Raw genomic sequence first — 16310 nt, 5'->3', positions numbered from 1 at the left:
GGTCCGGACGGACCGGCCCCACGGTGCGTTGTTCCCCCCTGACCCCTCACCCCGGGGTTATGGTCGCGTGGTGGACCAGCAGCAGACTCCCCGGCCGCAACGGTCGGGGATGGACAGCGTCAGATGCTCCCGGTGTGGGGAGAGCGTCAGGGAGATCCCACCCACCTGGATCTACTCCGTGGAGAACGGGGTACGCCGCTACTTCTGCGAGGACTGCGCACGGGCCAACATCCGGGCGATCGAGGGCCGCCTCGACTCCACTTGGTGGTGACCCGGGGGCCCCTCCCCCCCGCCCCTCCCCCCGCCCCCTCCGTTCTGTGCCGTTCCCGGCGCATGCCTCATTCCGTCTCCGGTACCTCCTCCGGAAGGAATCCCGGCAGCCAGGACTCCAGCTCGTCGCGGAGACGCACCGTGGCGTTCAGCTGGCACAGCACGCCGATCGTGCTCAGTGTCACCCGGTGTATCAGCAGATAGGAGGGTGGCAGATTGAGCTGCTTGCCCAGCTGATGGGCGGGCGAGCGCATGTCGGCGATCCGGGCGGCCTGGGCGCGCATCCAACCCCGGGTGAAGGTGAACGCCTCGACCTCCGCCGGTTCGATGATCGGCAGCAGATACTCCAGCACCGCGTCCGGTTCGAGCTCTATCTCCTCCTTGACGAAGCCCTCGGCGCGGAGCATCTCGTACACCGCCTCCGCCTCGCCGTCGAGCGTCATCCGCAGACACTCACCGATCGTGATGGGAAGCCCGCCGGGGAGCCGGTCCACCGTGCCGAAGTCCAGCACTCCCAGGCGCCAGCCCTCCTGGTCATCGGGGAGGAGCCGGAAATTGCCCGGATGCGGGTCCGCGTGGAGCAGGCCCGTCCGCGCGGGGCCGGAGAAGAGGAACCGTGCCAGCAGCTGGCCCGCCCGGTCGCGCTGCTCCTCGGTGCCGTCGGCGATCACCTCGGCGAGGGGGATGCCGTCGATCCACTCGGTGACCAGCACCTGGTCGGACTGGTGCACCACATCCGGGACCAGGACATCGGGATCGTCGGCGAACTCCTCCGCGTGCTCCCGCTGGGCCGCTGCCTCCAAGCCGTAGTCCAGTTCCTCGGAGACACGGTCGCGGAGTTCGGTGATCAGCGGTTTGATATCCATCCCCGGTATCAGTGGTCCCAGCAGCTTGGCGAACCGGCTGAGCTGGGTGAGGTCGGAGAGCAGGGCCTCACCGGCTCCGGGGTACTGAACCTTCACCGCCACCTCGCGACCGTCGTGCCACACGGCACGATGGACCTGCCCAATGGACGCGGCGGCCGACGGCTTGTCCTCGAAGTTGAGGAACAGCTCACGCCAGTCCTCGCCCAGTCGCTCCGTGAGCACGGTGTGGACCGTGCGGGTGGGCATCGGGGGAGCGGCGTCCTGAAGTCGGGTGAGGGCGGCGCGGTAGGGACCGGCGATCTCCTCGGGCAGCGCCGACTCGAAGACGGACAGGGCCTGCCCGAACTTCATCGCTCCGCCCTTGAGCTCCCCGAGCACCTTGAACAGCTGTTCCGCCGTGCGCTGCTGGAGTTCACGGGCGACGACCTCCGCGGAGCGGCCGCCGATCCTCTTGCCCAGCCCCCAGGTGGCCCGGCCCGCGAAACCCAGTGGCAGCGCGGCCAACTTGGCGGTCCGGGTGACCGCCTTCCGGGGAAGATCAGACATAAGCCCCTCCAAATCCCAGACAAGCTGCGCCGCTTCTGTCCTACGGCCCTGACTCCGTCGACGGCGGACCCTCGGTCATTGTCTCGTGTGCGGGGCCGGAGCCCGAGGTGTGCTCCCCCTCACTTTTCGTCGGCGCGCCACAGGGACAGTCGCGATGGGGGACGAGAGGCCGTGACCGCCAGTCGAGCCGTGGCGGGGAGATCTCCGCACGGGATGCCACGCTCGCGGGCAGTTCGCCATCGAGGAAGGCGAGGGCGTGGGCCGCGGCGGTTCCCGCCACGATCGCCGCCAGGGCGATGTCACAGGCGGGGACGGGGCGCTGGCGTCCACCGGAGCGCCACTGGGCGAGCAGTCGTGTCCACCCGGGTTCGCGCTCGGCCTGCCGGCGCTCCACACAGCCCGCGCACGCCGTGCCGCCGGGGAGGACCAGCGGCCCGACCACCCCGGTGGCTTCGATGACTCCCGCATAGAGATGGGGGATGCCCGCCGCGATCCAGTCGGTGGCCAGCACGGGGTCCGGGGCATAGGCGGCCAGCCCGTCGCGCGGACAGACGAGCACGAGGGAGAGCCTTGGCTCGCTGTGGTCCCCGGCCGCACCGCCGCGGGCGCGAGGGGGCGGGAGCGGTGCCGAGGCGCGGACCAGCTGCCGTGCCGCCGTGTCCCGTCGCTCCCCCACGGAGGTCTCAGGCAGTCCGCCGGGGCAGACATCCCAGGGCTCCACCCGGCCACCGTCCAGTACATCGACCCGTCCCACTCCGGCCGACGCCAGCAGGGCCGCCACCATCGCCCCGACCCGTCCGGCGCCGCGGACTTGGACGTGGGTCGCGTGGCGGGCCGCCAGTCGGTGCGCCCCGCCGCCCGGCTCCGGGTGGACCAGGGAGAGCGCCGCCAGGTCGGGGCGGAGCCGGTCCAGGGTGCCGGATCGCTCCCGTAGGACCGGTGGGGCGGAGCCGTCGGCCCGGGTGTCGTCGAGGAGTCCGGCGGCGGTGAGCCGGGTGACCAGGGCGTCGACGTGTCCGTCGGGTAGGCCCATGGCGCGTGCCTCGTCGCGGAGCAGGGGTAATCCCCGTGTGCCGTCGAGCCGTTCCAGCAGGGCGCCGGTGGCCGTGTCGACGGGGCCGACCGAGACCGCGTGCGCGGGTGTGACCCCGAACTGGATGATCTGCCGTTCCCGCCAGGCCCGTCGCATGGCGGGCTTGAGCATCGGATGCATATTCCCTCCCCCGTGAGTGACGCAGAGCGTCAAGGCGCGGGGCGAAGTGCGGCCGGGGCCGCGCTCGTTCCCGGGATCACCGGGACGGCGGTGGGGCCGGTGCGGGTGATCCATGACCAGAATGCACGGGCGGGGCGAGTGGTGTGAAAAGTTGTCCACAGGCCAGGGGTATTAGTCATTCAAATGGTGGAGCCCTGGCATGGATCAGGTCCGAACTGTTCCCGAGTCGGGACGTACCGCGCGGTCAGCGGGTAACGTCGGGGCGTGTCCGTCGAGCCTTCCCCTCGCGTAGCGGGGGAGATCACGCCCCGCCAGCCCCGTGGATCGGCGACGAGCGCGGTCGAGGTCCGCAGAAGCCCCCGCCGCAGCAGAACGGTCTCCGCCTACCGGGAAGGGGACCGGACCATCGTGCTGATCCCGGCCCGGATGTCGGAGGCCGAGGAGCAGCGCTGGGTGAGCGTCATGCTCGACAAACTCGCCGCCCAGGAGAGCAGACGGATGCTCGGCGACGAGGAGCTGACCGAACGGGCCGAGCGGCTCTCCGCCCAGTACTTCGACGGGCGGGCGCGGCCGTCGTCCGTGCGGTGGGTGACCAACCAGAACACCCGCTGGGGTTCGTGCACCCCGGCCGAGGGCAGCATCCGCCTCTCGCACCGGCTTCAGGGGATGCCGGAGTACGTCGTCGACTACGTCCTCGTCCACGAGCTGGCGCATCTGCTCGTGCCCGGTCACGGAGAGCGGTTCTGGCGACTGCTGGAGGCCTACCCCCGTACGGAGCGGGCGCGCGGCTATCTGGAGGGTGTCGTCGCCGCGGGGCGGCTGCCCCATCTGCCGACGGCTGACGGAGCCTGAGAACGCCGGAGGCCCGCCGACCGGGGTGCCCCGAGGGGGCCCGTCCGACGGTAAGGGGCGGTCTCTCTGGAGATCGCCCCTTACCGCGTGTGCGCGCTGGAGCCGTCACAGCACGGCGAGTGTGGCCTCCAGCAGCCGGACGACGGAGGTGTCGGCCACACGCGGCACCTCGGCGTAGGGGAACCAGCGCAGGTCGAGCGACTCGTCACTGATCTCCGCCACCGATCCAACCGGCGCCAGGGCCGCGTACTGCACATCCAGGTGCCAGTGGCAGGGCGCGGGGATCGGATGGCGGTCCAGCCGGACCGGGGCGCCCGAGCCCAGCAGCCTCAGCCCCGCGACGCCGGACTCCTCCCATGCCTCACGCAACGCGGCGTCGGCGAGCGTGCTGTCCTGGGGTTCACAGTGGCCGCCCATCTGGAGCCACATCCCGAGCTTGCGGTGCAGCGTCAGCAGCACTCGCTCGGTCGACGGATCGATGACCAGGGCGCTCGCCGTGATGTGTCCCGTCGGGCAGGACTTCCACACGCCCTCGGGCTGGGCCGCCAGATGATCCAGATAGAGCTGGCGCAGCTCGCTCTGATCCGCGGGACCGTCGTACGCCTTCAGCGTCAGGACGGCGTCCTCGTGCAGACTCACCGGCCGGAACCACCCGTGGTGCCGTCGCCGTCGGTGCCCTCGCCCTGGCCGCCGTCGTCGGCGCGGTCCGCCGGGCCGGTCGGGTTCTCCGGACCGGTGTCCTGGGCCGAGCCCGGACGGGTGTCCTTCCCCGGAGCCTGGGAGGCCGCCTCGCCGAGCATCTTGTCCAGCTCGGAGAAGTCCAGCTGCTCACGGTGGACGAAGCCGTCCGGGTCGTCCAGGTCCGTGGCGGTCGGCAGCATGTCCGGGTGCGCCCACAGGGCGTCCCGTCCGTCGACCCCACGGGCGTCGGTGAGCGAGGCCCACAGCCGGGAGGCGTCCCGCAGCCTGCGCGGGCGCAGCTGGAGACCGATCAGGGTCGCGAAGGTCTGCTCGGCGGGACCACCGGAGGCGCGACGGCGCCGCAGCGTCTCCCGCAGTGCCCCGGCCGAGGTCAGCCGGGTCGCGGCGGCCTCGTGGACCACCGCGTCCACCCAGCCCTCGACCAGCGCGAGCGCGGTCTCCAGCCGGGCCAGCGCCGCCTTCTGCTGCGGGGTGTCCTCGGGCTGGAACATGCCCTGCTGAAGTGCTTCCTGAAGCTGCTCGGGGTGGGTGGGGTCGAACTGGCCGACCACGTCCTCCAGCTTGGTGGTGTCCACCTTGATGCCCCGGGCGTAGCCCTCGACCGCGCCGAACAGGTGCGAGCGCAGCCACGGCACATGGGCGAAGAGCCGCTGGTGGGCGGCCTCGCGCAGGGCCAGGTAGAGCCGGACCTCCTCCTGGGGCACGCCGAGGTCCTTGCCGAACGCCGTCACGTTCAGCGGGAGCAGCGCGGCCTTCCCGGCGGGGCCGAGCGGGAGACCGATGTCGGTGGAGCCGACGACCTCGCCCGCGAGCACGCCGACGGCCTGGCCGATCTGCTGGCCGAACATCGCGCCGCCCATGGAGCGCATCATCCCGAGCAGCGGGCCCGCCATGGCCTGCATCTCCTCGGGCAGCACACCGCCCATGGCCGTGCCCACCCGCTCGGCGACCGGGTCCACGAGCTGCTGCCAGGCGGGGAGGGTGGCCTCGACCCACTCGGCGCGGCTCCAGGCCACGGCCGTGCTCGCGCCCGACGGCAGTGAGGTCACCCCGTCCAGCCACAGGTCGGCGAGGCGCAGCGCCTCCTCGACGGCGATACGGTCCGTCGGGCCCACGCTCTCGTCCTTGGTGCCGTCCGCGGTGCCCTGGGAGACGGTCTGGCGGGCGATCTGCTTGGCCATGTCCCAGTTCACGGGGCCGCCCTCGTAGCTCAGCATCTGGCCGAGCTGCTGGAAGGCGGCGCCGAGGTCCTGCGGGTTCAGGGACCCGAACATCGCGGCGAACGGATTGTCCGCGCCGCCGCCGCCCCCGGCGCCGAAGCCGAACGCGCCGAAGGGGTCGGCGGGGGAGGGGCCGCCGGGGCCGTGGCCACCGCCGGCGGGATCGTTCTTCTTGCCCTTGTCGCCGTCCTCCGGCTCCTCCGGCGGAAGGCCGAATCCGAATGGGGTGTCACTCACGGGTTTCCTCGGCTCGTAGGGCCGTCGGCTCCGGGCCGACGGCGAATGCCCGACAACACACCCAGCGTAGACATCCGAACCCGGGGATGGGCTCGGTGCTCCGCCGACTCGTGGCCTGGGGCAGGATGGACGCCACCTGGTACGGACGCGCAAATCGCTTACGTACTGAAGACAACCGCTGGAGACGCCTGGTGAGTTCCCCGGATCCGCAAATTCGCGGAGCGCGAAACCGATCAACCCCGTCCCTCGGCGACGGCCCCGCCCGGCGGGGACCCGTCGTCGCGGTCACTGGCGCCGCCACGGGCATCGGCGAGCTGCTCGCCCGGCAGCTCGCGGCGTCCGACGAGGTCAGACAGGTCATCGCGATCGATGAGCGCCGGGGCGAGGTGCCTGGAGCGCAGTGGCACATCCTCGACGTCCGCGATCCGGCCATCGCGGAGAAGCTGCGCGGGGCCGACGTCGTGGTGCACCTGGCGCTCGACCTGGACCTGGAGACCGACCCCTCCACCCGTACCGCGTATAACGTACGCGGTACGCAGACCGTGCTGACCGCGGCCGCCGCGGCCGGGGTGCACCGGGTCGTCCTGTGCACGTCCGCGATGGTCTACGGGGCACTGCCGGACAATGACATCCCGCTCTCCGAGGACGCCGAGCTGCGGGCCACCGCCGAGGCCACCGGCGTCAGTGATCTGCTGGAGATCGAACGCCTCGCCCGCCGGGCGCCCCGCGCCCATCCGGGACTCAACGTGACGGTGCTGCGACCCGCCGTCCTGGTTGGCGGCGGTACGGACACGGCCCTCACCCGCTACTTCGAGTCACCACGTCTCCTTGTGGTGGCGGGTTCGCGTCCCGCCTGGCAGTTCTGCCATGTCGAGGACCTGGTGAACGCGCTGGAGTACGCCGCCCTGGAGAAGGCCGAGGGCGAGCTGGCGGTCGGCTGCGACGGCTGGCTGGAGCAGGAGGACGTCGAGGAGCTGAGCGGCATCCGCCGGATGGAGCTTCCGTCCGCCGTCGCCTTGGGCGCGGCGGCCCGGCTGCACCGGATCGGCCTCACACCGTCCCCGGCCGGGGATCTGGCGTACACGATGCATCCCTGGGTCGTCAGCGTGAGCCGTCTGCATGACGCCGGATGGCGCCCCCGGTGGACCAACGAGGAGGTGCTCGCCGCGCTCCTGGAGGAGGTCGCGGGCCGTCACACCGTCGCGGGCCGCCGCCTGGGCCGCAAGGACGCCACCGCCGCCGGAGCGGCCGGCGCGACCGTCGCCCTGCTCGGCACCGCCGCCCTGGTGCGGCGTGCGCGCAAGGCGCGGCGACGCATCTAGAAGCGCATCTAGAAGCGCATCTAGAAGCGCATCTAGAAGCGCATCTAGAAGCGCATCGAGAAACGCGTCTGGAAACGCAGCGAGAGCGCGGCGCGAAAGAGCCTGGAACGCGCCTTGGCGCGGGGGACGCCACCTGGTGGCGCGCGGCGGTAGCCCGGTGACGTCCCCCGCGACGCACCCGGGCGCGCCTCCTGGAGGCGGATGAGTCGCGCCCGCGGCTCAGGGGGTGCGCGTGCCGGGTGGCGGGTCGCATGCCGCGCCACCCGTCGCGCCCGCGCCTCACGGGTGCGGGTGCGGGCGCGCTCGTCACCGGGCGAGAGGCTCGTTTCTCGCTGTCAGCGGCGTGCGGCACGATGGCCCCATGACCACCACCGCACACGATCACCCGGGCGAGCGGGCCGCCGCGGACCCCGTCCGGCTGCTCGCCATCCGCGACACCCCGCTCTCGGTCGACGAGGTCTTCGCGGCCGTCCGCGATGACGCGGCGGGCGGCACTGTGCTCTTCGTCGGTACGGTCCGCGACCACGACGGCGGCACGGACGTGACGGCGCTGGGATACGAGGGCCACCCCGCCGCCGAGGCCGCGCTCCGCCGGACGGCCGAGCGGGTCGCCGCCGATTTCCCGGTCCGCGCGCTCGCCGCCGTCCACCGGGTGGGCGATCTCCGGGTGGGCGATCTGGCGGTGGTGGTGGCCGTCTCGTGCGCCCACCGCGCGGAGGCGTTCGCGGCGTGCCGGAGACTGATCGACGACCTCAAGAGCGAGGTGCCGATATGGAAGCACCAGACTTTCTCGGACGGCGCGCAGGAGTGGGTCGGCGTGTGAGGCTCGCGTGGTCCCGCGCGGGCGGCGCCCGTGCGCCCTCGGGGAGCGCCGTGTCGACGCCGTCGTTCGGGGGAGGCGCGGTGGCTGAAACCCGTGCCGCGCCCAAGCTCCCCGATTTGCGTAACCGGCCCCCTGCCATGAGCGTTGGAACAGCAGATCACTAGTCTGCTGATCATTCATTCGCGTTTCGCTCATGGGGTAGGGAGGTCGCGATGGCAGCGCTCGCCTGGTTGTTGATTCCGCTCTTCGCTGTTGTCGGTGCGGCGATATGGGGAGGCTGGGTCTCCAGGAGTCGAACGACCGGTGATGTGGCCGAGCTGGCTGGTTACGCGCGCTTCCGCGCGGCCATGGAGAAGGCCGGCTCGGGTCAGTGACACCCCGCGGTGGCGTCCTTCCGTGACGCGGCCGCCCTCTTCTCCCCTTTCCTCGCGGGCGCTCGCCCAGGGCGGTCGGCCCGCCCCCGTACGGACCGGCCCGAACGGTGCGCTGACAGGACTGTCCCGTACTGTCGTTCCATGCCACGCCGCACCGTGACGATGCTCGCCTCCACCCTGATGTTCATCGCCCTCCTCTGCGTCGGGGTGCTCATCCCCGTTCCGTACGCGGAGATGTCCCCGGGCCCGACGGTGAACACCCTCGGCAACGCTGGTGGGGAACCGGTTCTGCGGATCTCCGGGCGCAAGACGTACCCGACGACCGGGCATCTGAACATGACGACCGTCCGTGTCACGGGCGCCGACTACAAGATGAACCTCGTCGAGACGGTCTACGGCTGGCTGGCCCACGACAACGTGGTCGTCCCCCGCGAGACGATCTACCCGGAGGGCACGACGGAGGAGGAGTCCACCCAGGAGAACGCGGAGGAGTTCTCCCAGTCGCAGGAGAGCGCGAAGGTGGCCGCACTCAAGGAACTCGGTATCCCGGTCCAGTCGCGGATCATCGTCTCCACCGTCGTCAAGGACACCCCGGCCGAGGGACGGCTGCACGCGGGCGATGTCATCAAGGCGGTCGACGGTACGGCGGTGAAGGCCCCCGAAGACGTCGCCAAGCTGGTCAGAAAGCATCGGCCGGGGCAGAAGGTCGTCTTCACCATCATCCCCGCCAAGGAGGCCGCGGCGGCGGAGAAGGCCCGCCGGGAGCCGACCACCACCGAGCAGGTCACCCTCACCACGGCCAAGTCCCCGAGCGGTGGCCAGGCCATCGTGGGCATCCAGGCCGGGACCGACCACACCTTCCCCTTCACCATCGACATCAATCTCGCGGACGTCGGTGGGCCCAGCGCCGGTCTGATGTTCGCGCTCGGCATCGTCGACAAGCTCACCCCCGGCAACCTCACGGGCGGCGCGTTCGTCGCGGGCACCGGCACCATCGATGACGCGGGCGAGGTCGGCCCCATCGGCGGCATCGAGATGAAGCTGGTCGGCGCCCGCAAGGCCGGGGCGAGGTACTTCCTGACCCCCAGCGACAACTGCGCGGCCGCCGCCGCGGACATCCCCGAGGGGCTGCGGCTGGTGAAGGTGGACACCATCGCCGACGCGACCGACTCCCTGGAGAAGATCGCCTCAGGCCGGACCTCCGGCCTCCCCGCCTGCCCGGCGAGCTGACGCCCCGCGGCCTTCCGTCCGCCCGGCCTGCCGGGACCCCGGTATCCGCGTGTGACGTCCCCCGGCGCCGTACACCGGGGGACGGAGACGGCGCGCGTGGCTCGCCGCAGGGCGTACGGGCCGCCGCCGTGGGACACACGGCGACGGCCCAAGGGGATGACACGGTGACGGCCGCTGACCGGCAGGGGGCCGCTGAGGACCGTCAGGACAGAGCGGTCGGACGAGGGCGGTCAGCGGGACCAGTCGGCAGACGGCCGGACGCTGTCAGGACTCGAACGTCGCCGACAGCGCCTCGGCCAGCCCCGGCACCAGGTCCGAGCCGGTGAGGACCTCGTTCGGCGCGTCCTTCTCCCGCAGCCGCAGCGCCGACTCCCGGCCACCGTCCCGCAGGACCGCGACCGTCATCCGCACCTCCTGACGCTCCGGGTGGGCGGCCACCCACGCGGTCAGTGCGGAGTCGTCGAGACCGTCCGGTACGGAGGACTCCACCGACGCGGGGAGCATCTGCCGCTCCACGGTCAGGGCGCAGCCCGCCACGGCGTCCGGCCACGCGATCGTGGCGAGGAACTCGTCCAGGGGAGCCCCCGCGGGGATCTCGTCCTGCTCGATGGGGGTCAGCGGCGCTGCTTCGTCATCGCCGTCCAGACCGAGCTGGTCGGCGAGCGCGGGCTCCTGGGCGCGCAGTTTCGCGGTGTCGACCAGCGCGAAGAGCCGGGCCGGCTGGTCCCAGCCCAGGCTGGAGGCGTACTCGTCGATCTCCAGTACGGCGCGGGTCAGCGGGCTGGCGGCGATCGGACCCGGCCCCGCGCTCGCGGACCGGGGATCGGAGGGGGTGGAGGGGGAAACGTTGGACATACCCAATATCCTGCCTCCTTCCGGGCCCGAGACGGGAACTAGGTAAAGCCTCGGTAAGTTGCATGAGTGGGCTCTACGATCGCGGGGCCCGCTAAGACAGACCGCGAAACCACTACACGACCGCGAACTTCGAGGTGCGCACGTTGGCTTTCCAGATGCCGGACCGCGGCGGAGGCCCCCCGACCGGGCCACGGATCAGAGTGGGTCGGCCGTCTCGGCGGGTCCGCACCCTGCTCATGACGCTCGGAGTGCTGGCGGTCCTGGCGATGGCGTTCGTTATGTTCGCCGGGTTCTGGACCGACTGGCTCTGGTACCGCTCGGTGCGGTACTCGTCGGTGTTCACCACCACCCTATGGACCAAGATCGGCTTGTTCGCCGTCTTCGGTCTGCTGATGGCCGCCGCCGTCGGGGTGAACATCTGGCTCGCCCACCGGCTGCGTCCGCCACTGAGCGCGATGTCGCTGGAGCAGCAGAGCCTGGACCGGTACCGGATGGGTATCGCCCCCTACAAGAAGTGGGTCCTCCTCGCGCTCACCGCCCTGGTCGGCCTGATCGCCGGAGCCTCGGCCACCGGCCAGTGGCGGACCTGGCTGATGTGGGTGAACGGCGTCTCCTTCGGCCAGAAGGACCCCCAGTTCCAGATGGACGTGTCGTTCTACGCGTTCGATCTGCCCTGGTACCGCTTTCTGCTCGGCTTCGGCTTCGCCGCGGCCGTCCTCTCCCTGATCGCCGCCGCGCTCACGCACTACCTGTACGGCGGACTCCGCATCACCAGCCCGGGAGCGCGCGCCACGGCCGCCGCCACCGGGCACCTCTCCGTCCTGCTGGGCCTCTTCGTCTCCCTGAAGGCCGTCGCCTACTGGCTCGACCGGTACGGCCTGGCGGTGAAGTCCAGCGACTTCAAGGCGACGGGTAACTGGACCGGTCTGCGGTATGTCGACGCCAACGCCTATCTTCCGGCGAAGACGATCCTCTTCTGTATCGCGGTCATCTGCGCCGTGCTCTTCTTCGCGACGCTCTGGCGCCGCACCTGGCAGCTGCCGGTGATCGGCTTCGGGCTGATGGTGCTCTCGGCGATCCTGATCGGTGGCCTCTACCCGGCCATCGTGCAGAAGTTCCAGGTCCAGCCGAATGAGCAGGCCAAGGAGAGCCCGTACATCCAGAAGAACATCGATGCCACGCGTAAGGCGTACGGGATCGACGGCGCCAAGCCCGAGGACTACAAGGGCAAGGGCGACCCCAGCCAGAAGGCCAAGCAGCGCGCCGACGCCAACACGGCCGCCAGCTACCGCGTGGTCGACTCCAACGTCGTCTCGCCCGCCTTCCAGCAGCTCCAGCAGGAGCGCAAGTACTACCAGTTCCCAGCGACCCTGGACGTCGACCGCTACCCCGGTCCCGACGGCAAGCCGCAGGACACGGTCATCGGTCTGCGCGAGCTGGACATCCGGGGCATCCCCAAGCGCAACTGGATCAACGACCACTTCACCTACACCCACGGCTACGGCGCCATCGCCGCCAAGGGCACCAGCGTGGTGGCCAACCCCAACGAGGGCACCGTGGGCTCCCCGGACTTCACCGAGTCCGGCATGCCCACCAAGGGCCAGCTCGGCACGTACGAGCAGCGGATCTACTACGGCGAGAAGACCCTGCAGTACTCGATCGTCGGCGGGCCGCAGAAGGAGCTCGACTACGAGGCGAGCACCGGTCCCACGCAGTACACCCGCTATCAGGGCAAGAGCGGTGTGAGCCTGTCCAACCCGCTGAACCGCGCCGCGTACGCGGTGTCCTTCAGCGAACCGCAGATCCTGTACTCGGGCGCCGTGGGCGAAGGCTCGCGGATCCTCTACAACCGCACCCCCAAGGAGCGGGTGGAGGCCGTCGCACCCTGGCTGACCATCGACGGTGACGCCTACCCGGCGGTCGTGAACAAGCGCATCCAGTGGATCGTGGACGCGTACACGACGACCAACAGCTACCCGTACGCCTCCCGGACGACCCTGGGCGACACCACGGCCGACTCGCTGACCACCAACCAGCGCGCGGTGGTGGCCCAGCAGAACCAGGTCAACTACATCCGCAACTCGGTCAAGGCCACCGTCGACGCCTATGACGGCACGGTCAAGCTGTACCAGTGGGACACCAAGGACCCGGTGCTGAAGACCTGGATGAAGGCGTTCCCGGGCACGGTCGAGCCCAAGGGCGAGATCTCCGAGGAGCTCAAGTCCCACCTGCGCTACCCGCAGGACATGTTCAAGGTCCAGCGCGAGCTGCTCACCCGGTACCACGTGACCGACCCGGCGCAGTTCTACAGCGGCAGTGACGCCTGGCAGGTGCCGGACGACCCGACCAACAAGGACACCAGCGCGGTCCCGCCGTACTACCTCAGTCTGAAGATGCCCGGCGAGAAGGCGCAGAAGTTCTCGCTGACGACCACCTTCACTCCGGCCGGACGCCCCAACCTGGGCGCGTTCATGGCGGTGGACGCCGACGCCAACAGTGCGACCTACGGGTCGATAAGGCTGCTGAGAGTCACCGAGACCGTCCAGGGCCCCTCCCAGGTCCAGTCCGAGCTCAACGGTGTGCCGGAGGTCGCGACCTTCGTCCGGGACCTCAGGGGCACCGACTCGGACATCGAGTACGGAAACCTGCTGACCATCCCGTTGGATGGTGGGTTCCTGTATGTCGAGCCGGTCTACGCCCGTGGTGGCAGCGCCAACTATCCGCTGCTGCGGAAGGTGGCCGTCGCCTACGGCGGCGGGAAGCCGGTCTTCAAGGACAGCCTGACGGAGGCGCTCGACGCGGTCTTCGAACAGGACGGCTCGACGCCACCGCCACCACCGCCCGGTGACGGCGGGGTCAAGCCACCGCCGACTCCGCCCTCGGAGACGGGTGACGCGGCGGTCAAGGCCGCCATCGCCGACGCGCTGAAGGCACACCAGGAGGCCGACGCGGCGCTGGCGAAGAACCCGAAGGACTGGGCGGCGTACGGCAGGGCCCAGGAGGAGCTCGACGCGGCCCTCGAACGGCTCGCCCGCGCCCAGGGCGCGAGCGGTACGTCACCGCCCGCCTCCGCCCCGCCGACACCCCCGGCCTCCGGCTAGGCGCGTCAGCGCAGGCCGCCCGGGCAGGCACCGTCCCGCGTCGTGATACGGTGAATTCACACGACGCGGGGTGGAGCAGCTCGGTAGCTCGCTGGGCTCATAACCCAGAGGTCGCAGGTTCAAATCCTGTCCCCGCTACTGAAACGAAGAGGGCCCGGATCCTTTGAGGAACCGGGCCCTCTTCATGCGTATGTGGTTTCGGGCCACGTAACTGCGCGCGCCGTGCGACGAGTTCGCCGGGAGAGTGTTTGACTTATCTCTCTGTGGGCATGTCGACAAAACGCTGAAGTGACCTCACTGGCTGCGCTATACGAGGTGTACGCGGGTTGCGGGTGGTGCGACGATGGAATGTATGGGGGACAGGGCGACACTGTTGGAGACAGGGCGGTACACGCAACGGAACGCCGCAACCGCGACGGAGACGACGGAGACCGCGAGGGGTAACGGCGGCCCCGGCGCGCGGGCGGCCGGAAGCGTGAGCGCCGCCGTCGCCCCGGGCGCCACGGCCCGGACGGACGCGGACGCGTCCACCGACCCGGTGACGGCCGGGGCGAGCACCGACGCCATGGAGAGCGCGGGCGCCGAGGAGCGCCACCGCAAGGCCGCCGCCCGCGGCGACACCGCGTCCATGAGCGCCCTTGGCGCGATGCTGCTGCGCCGGGGAGATCTGGACGCGGCCGAGCCCCATCTGAGGGGCGCGACCGCCGCCGGGGACCGCGCCGCGGCCAACAACCTGGGCGTCCTGCTGCACCAGCGCGGGCACGCCGACGAGGCCGCCGGATGGTGGCGCGTCGCCGCCGTCGCCGGATCGGCCGCCGCGGCGCACGCCCTGGGCCGGCACTTCCGTGAGCGCGGCGACGAACCCGCCGCCGAGTACTGGCTGCGCCAGTCCGCCGAGCAGGGCCATGCTCTTGGCGCCTACGCCCTGGCCGACCTGCTGGAACACCGTGGCGACGTGGGCGCCGAGCGCTGGCTGCGCGCGGCGGCCGAGCAGGGGCACCGCGAGGCGGCGTACCGGCTGGCCCGGATGCTGGAGCTGAGGGCGACCGACGAGCTGCGCGCCGAGCGCGCCCGTCTGACCGCGACCGGACGCCCGGGCGCGGGACTGCCCGGCGCGGGACCGTCGGGAGGCGGTGTCGCGCACGGGCCGCCGGGAGCCGCCCGCTCCCCGGGGCCCGGCGCGCCCCGTTCGGCCAGCGGTGCGGGCCGTGGTGCCGGTCTGGTCGACAGCGTCGCCAACCTCCGGCTCAGCACCCTGGACGAGGCCGCCCAGTGGTACCGGCAGGCCGCCGCCCGCGGCCACCGCCGTGCGGCGCTCCACCTCGGGGCGATCCTGGAGCGGCGCGGGGAGCTGAAGGAGGCCGGGCGCTGGTATCTGACCTCCGCCAAGGACGGCGAGGCCCGCGCCGCCTGCGCGCTCGCCTTCCTGCTGCGGGACGCCGGTGACGAGGAGAGCGCCGCCGTCTGGTGGCTGCGCGCCGCCCAGGACGGCGACGGCAACGCCGCCAACGCGCTGGGCGCGCTGCACGCCGCGCGCGGCGAGCCCCAGACCGCCGAGCGCTGGTACCGGGCCGCGCTGACCGCGGGTGACGTCAACGGCGCGTACAACCTCGGACTGCTGTGCGCCTCCCAGGACCGCACCGCCCAGGCCGAGCAGTGGTACCGCCAGGCCGCCTACACGGGCCACCGCGAGGCCGCCAACGCGCTCGCCGTGCTGCTGCTCCAGGCCGGTGACACGATCGGCGCCGAGCCCTGGTTCTCCAAGGCCGCCGAGGCGGGCAGCGTGGACGCCGCCTTCAACCTCGGCATCCTCCATGTCGGCCGCGATGACGACCGTACGGCGCTGACCTGGTACGAGAGGGCCGCGGCCGGAGGGCATACGGAGGCCGCGCTCCAGGTCGGCATCGCGTTGCTGCGGGACGGCGACGACCAGGGGGCCGAGCGCCATCTGCGCTGTGCCGCGGGCGGTGGCAGCGCCGAGGCCGCCTTCCGGCTCGCCACGCTCCTGGACGCGCGCCAGCCGCCGCCCGGCCCCACCGTGCTCGGGGAGCCGGTGGCGGAGAAGACCGAGTGCGAGGAGTGGTACGAGCGGGCCGCCGAGCAGGGCCACCGCCGGGCGCAGGTCCGGGTCGGCATGCTCGCGGCGGCCCGGGGCGACACCACGGAGGCGGCCCGCTGGTACCGCGAGGCGGCCGAGTCGGGCAGCCGCAACGGCGCCTTCAACCTGGGACTGCTCCTGGCCCGTGAGGGCAATGAGCGCGAGGCCGCCCTGTGGTGGAGCCGCGCGGCGCGCGCGGGCCATGGCCGGGCGGCGCTGCGGCTGGCGCTGCTCGCCGCCCGCCGGGGCGAGCTGAACGAGGGGCAGCGCTGGTGCGCCCGCGCCATGGAGCTGGGCCCCGCCGAGGTGACGGAGCGGGCGGCCCGGCTGCGGGAGGCGCTGCACCAGGAGCTCACCGCCTGAGACGGCGCGCTGGAAGCCGTCCCGGGCGCGTGTGCCAGGTCGCGCGAGCCCGGGCCCGCGAGACCCGGCCGGTCGCCTGGTGATCGCCGATTTGCACCGCCCGGTCGGGACACGTAAGGTTGGGTTCAACGACGCGGGGTGGAGCAGCTCGGTAGCTCGCTGGGCTCATAACCCAGAGGTCGCAGGTTCAAATCCTGTCCCCGCTACTGAAACCGAAGGCCCGGATCCTCAAGGATCC

Annotated in this window: 13 protein-coding genes and 2 tRNA genes; 10 read left to right on the top strand and 5 right to left on the bottom strand. The window is 71.6% G+C overall.

Annotated elements, in window-relative coordinates:
* Positions 1-70: 70 nt before the first annotated feature.
* Entirely contained in the window at positions 71-271 is a 201-nt protein-coding gene (locus tag ACFVIM_RS23260) for a hypothetical protein (RefSeq protein ID WP_384304422.1), read from the top strand.
* A 67-nt stretch (positions 272-338) separates the two neighbouring features.
* On the opposite strand, the gene ACFVIM_RS23255 is transcribed toward ACFVIM_RS23260, so the two are convergent.
* Both ACFVIM_RS23255 and ACFVIM_RS23250 read right to left on the bottom strand, forming a co-directional pair.
* Positions 339-1682 (bottom strand): ABC1 kinase family protein, encoded by a 1344-nt coding sequence (locus tag ACFVIM_RS23255; RefSeq protein WP_384304417.1) that lies wholly within the window; start codon positions 1680-1682, stop codon positions 339-341.
* Positions 1683-1722: 40 nt separating this feature from the next.
* Positions 1723-2895, bottom strand: coding sequence for a TOMM precursor leader peptide-binding protein (locus ACFVIM_RS23250; protein ID WP_384304414.1), 1173 nt, complete (start codon positions 2893-2895; stop codon positions 1723-1725).
* 264 nt (positions 2896-3159) lie between these two features.
* Here ACFVIM_RS23250 and ACFVIM_RS23245 point away from each other — a divergent pair, with 264 nt between their 5' ends.
* Positions 3160-3747 carry a M48 family metallopeptidase gene (locus tag ACFVIM_RS23245; protein WP_384304412.1) on the top strand — a complete coding sequence of 196 codons (588 nt, stop codon included), beginning with the start codon at positions 3160-3162 and terminating at the stop codon, positions 3745-3747.
* 105 nt (positions 3748-3852) lie between these two features.
* On the opposite strand, the gene ACFVIM_RS23240 is transcribed toward ACFVIM_RS23245, so the two are convergent.
* Together ACFVIM_RS23240 and ACFVIM_RS23235 are read right to left on the bottom strand one after the other, a co-directional pair.
* The gene (locus ACFVIM_RS23240; protein ID WP_384304409.1) at positions 3853-4386 is read right to left on the bottom strand and encodes an NUDIX hydrolase; all 534 of its coding nucleotides are present in this window, start codon (positions 4384-4386) and stop codon (positions 3853-3855) included.
* Positions 4383-5906 carry a zinc-dependent metalloprotease gene (locus ACFVIM_RS23235; RefSeq protein ID WP_384304408.1) on the bottom strand — a complete coding sequence of 508 codons (1524 nt, stop codon included), beginning with the start codon at positions 5904-5906 and terminating at the stop codon, positions 4383-4385. Before ACFVIM_RS23235 ends, ACFVIM_RS23240 begins: the two co-directional genes overlap by 4 nt.
* A gap of 191 nt (positions 5907-6097) precedes the next feature.
* Between ACFVIM_RS23235 and ACFVIM_RS23230 the strand changes: the two genes are divergently transcribed.
* The 4 genes from ACFVIM_RS23230 (at position 6098) to ACFVIM_RS23215 (ending at position 9655) form a co-directional block, all read left to right on the top strand.
* On the top strand, positions 6098-7228 hold the full coding sequence (locus ACFVIM_RS23230; protein WP_384304405.1) for an SDR family oxidoreductase: 1131 nt from the start codon (positions 6098-6100) through the stop codon (positions 7226-7228).
* Between the two features lie 361 nt (positions 7229-7589).
* A complete protein-coding gene (locus ACFVIM_RS23225) occupies positions 7590-8051 on the top strand; it encodes a molybdenum cofactor biosynthesis protein MoaE (RefSeq protein ID WP_384304402.1) in 462 nt (153 codons plus the stop codon).
* Between the two features lie 212 nt (positions 8052-8263).
* The gene (locus ACFVIM_RS23220) at positions 8264-8425 is read left to right on the top strand and encodes a hypothetical protein (RefSeq protein WP_384304400.1); all 162 of its coding nucleotides are present in this window, start codon (positions 8264-8266) and stop codon (positions 8423-8425) included.
* 141 nt (positions 8426-8566) lie between these two features.
* The gene (locus ACFVIM_RS23215; protein WP_384304398.1) at positions 8567-9655 is read left to right on the top strand and encodes a PDZ domain-containing protein; all 1089 of its coding nucleotides are present in this window, start codon (positions 8567-8569) and stop codon (positions 9653-9655) included.
* Positions 9656-9919: 264 nt separating this feature from the next.
* On the opposite strand, the gene ACFVIM_RS23210 is transcribed toward ACFVIM_RS23215, so the two are convergent.
* Positions 9920-10510, bottom strand: coding sequence for a PPA1309 family protein (locus tag ACFVIM_RS23210; RefSeq protein WP_384304395.1), 591 nt, complete (start codon positions 10508-10510; stop codon positions 9920-9922).
* 155 nt (positions 10511-10665) lie between these two features.
* On the opposite strand from ACFVIM_RS23210, the gene ACFVIM_RS23205 reads away from it, so the two are divergent.
* From ACFVIM_RS23205 to ACFVIM_RS23190, 4 genes are all read left to right on the top strand, one after another.
* The gene (locus ACFVIM_RS23205) at positions 10666-13611 is read left to right on the top strand and encodes a UPF0182 family protein (RefSeq protein WP_384304420.1); all 2946 of its coding nucleotides are present in this window, start codon (positions 10666-10668) and stop codon (positions 13609-13611) included.
* A gap of 64 nt (positions 13612-13675) precedes the next feature.
* A tRNA-Met gene (locus ACFVIM_RS23200) sits at positions 13676-13749 on the top strand.
* Between the two features lie 205 nt (positions 13750-13954).
* A complete protein-coding gene (locus ACFVIM_RS23195; RefSeq protein ID WP_384304392.1) occupies positions 13955-16072 on the top strand; it encodes a sel1 repeat family protein in 2118 nt (705 codons plus the stop codon).
* Between the two features lie 132 nt (positions 16073-16204).
* Positions 16205-16278: transfer RNA gene (locus ACFVIM_RS23190), tRNA-Met, on the top strand.
* Positions 16279-16310 lie beyond the last annotated feature (32 nt).

Source organism: Streptomyces sp. NPDC057638 (assembly GCF_042800315.1).
Taxonomy (GTDB): Bacteria; Actinomycetota; Actinomycetes; order Streptomycetales; family Streptomycetaceae; genus Streptomyces.
Note: the sequence above shows the minus strand (reverse complement) of the source record. Positions and strands in the feature narration are given on the sequence as shown.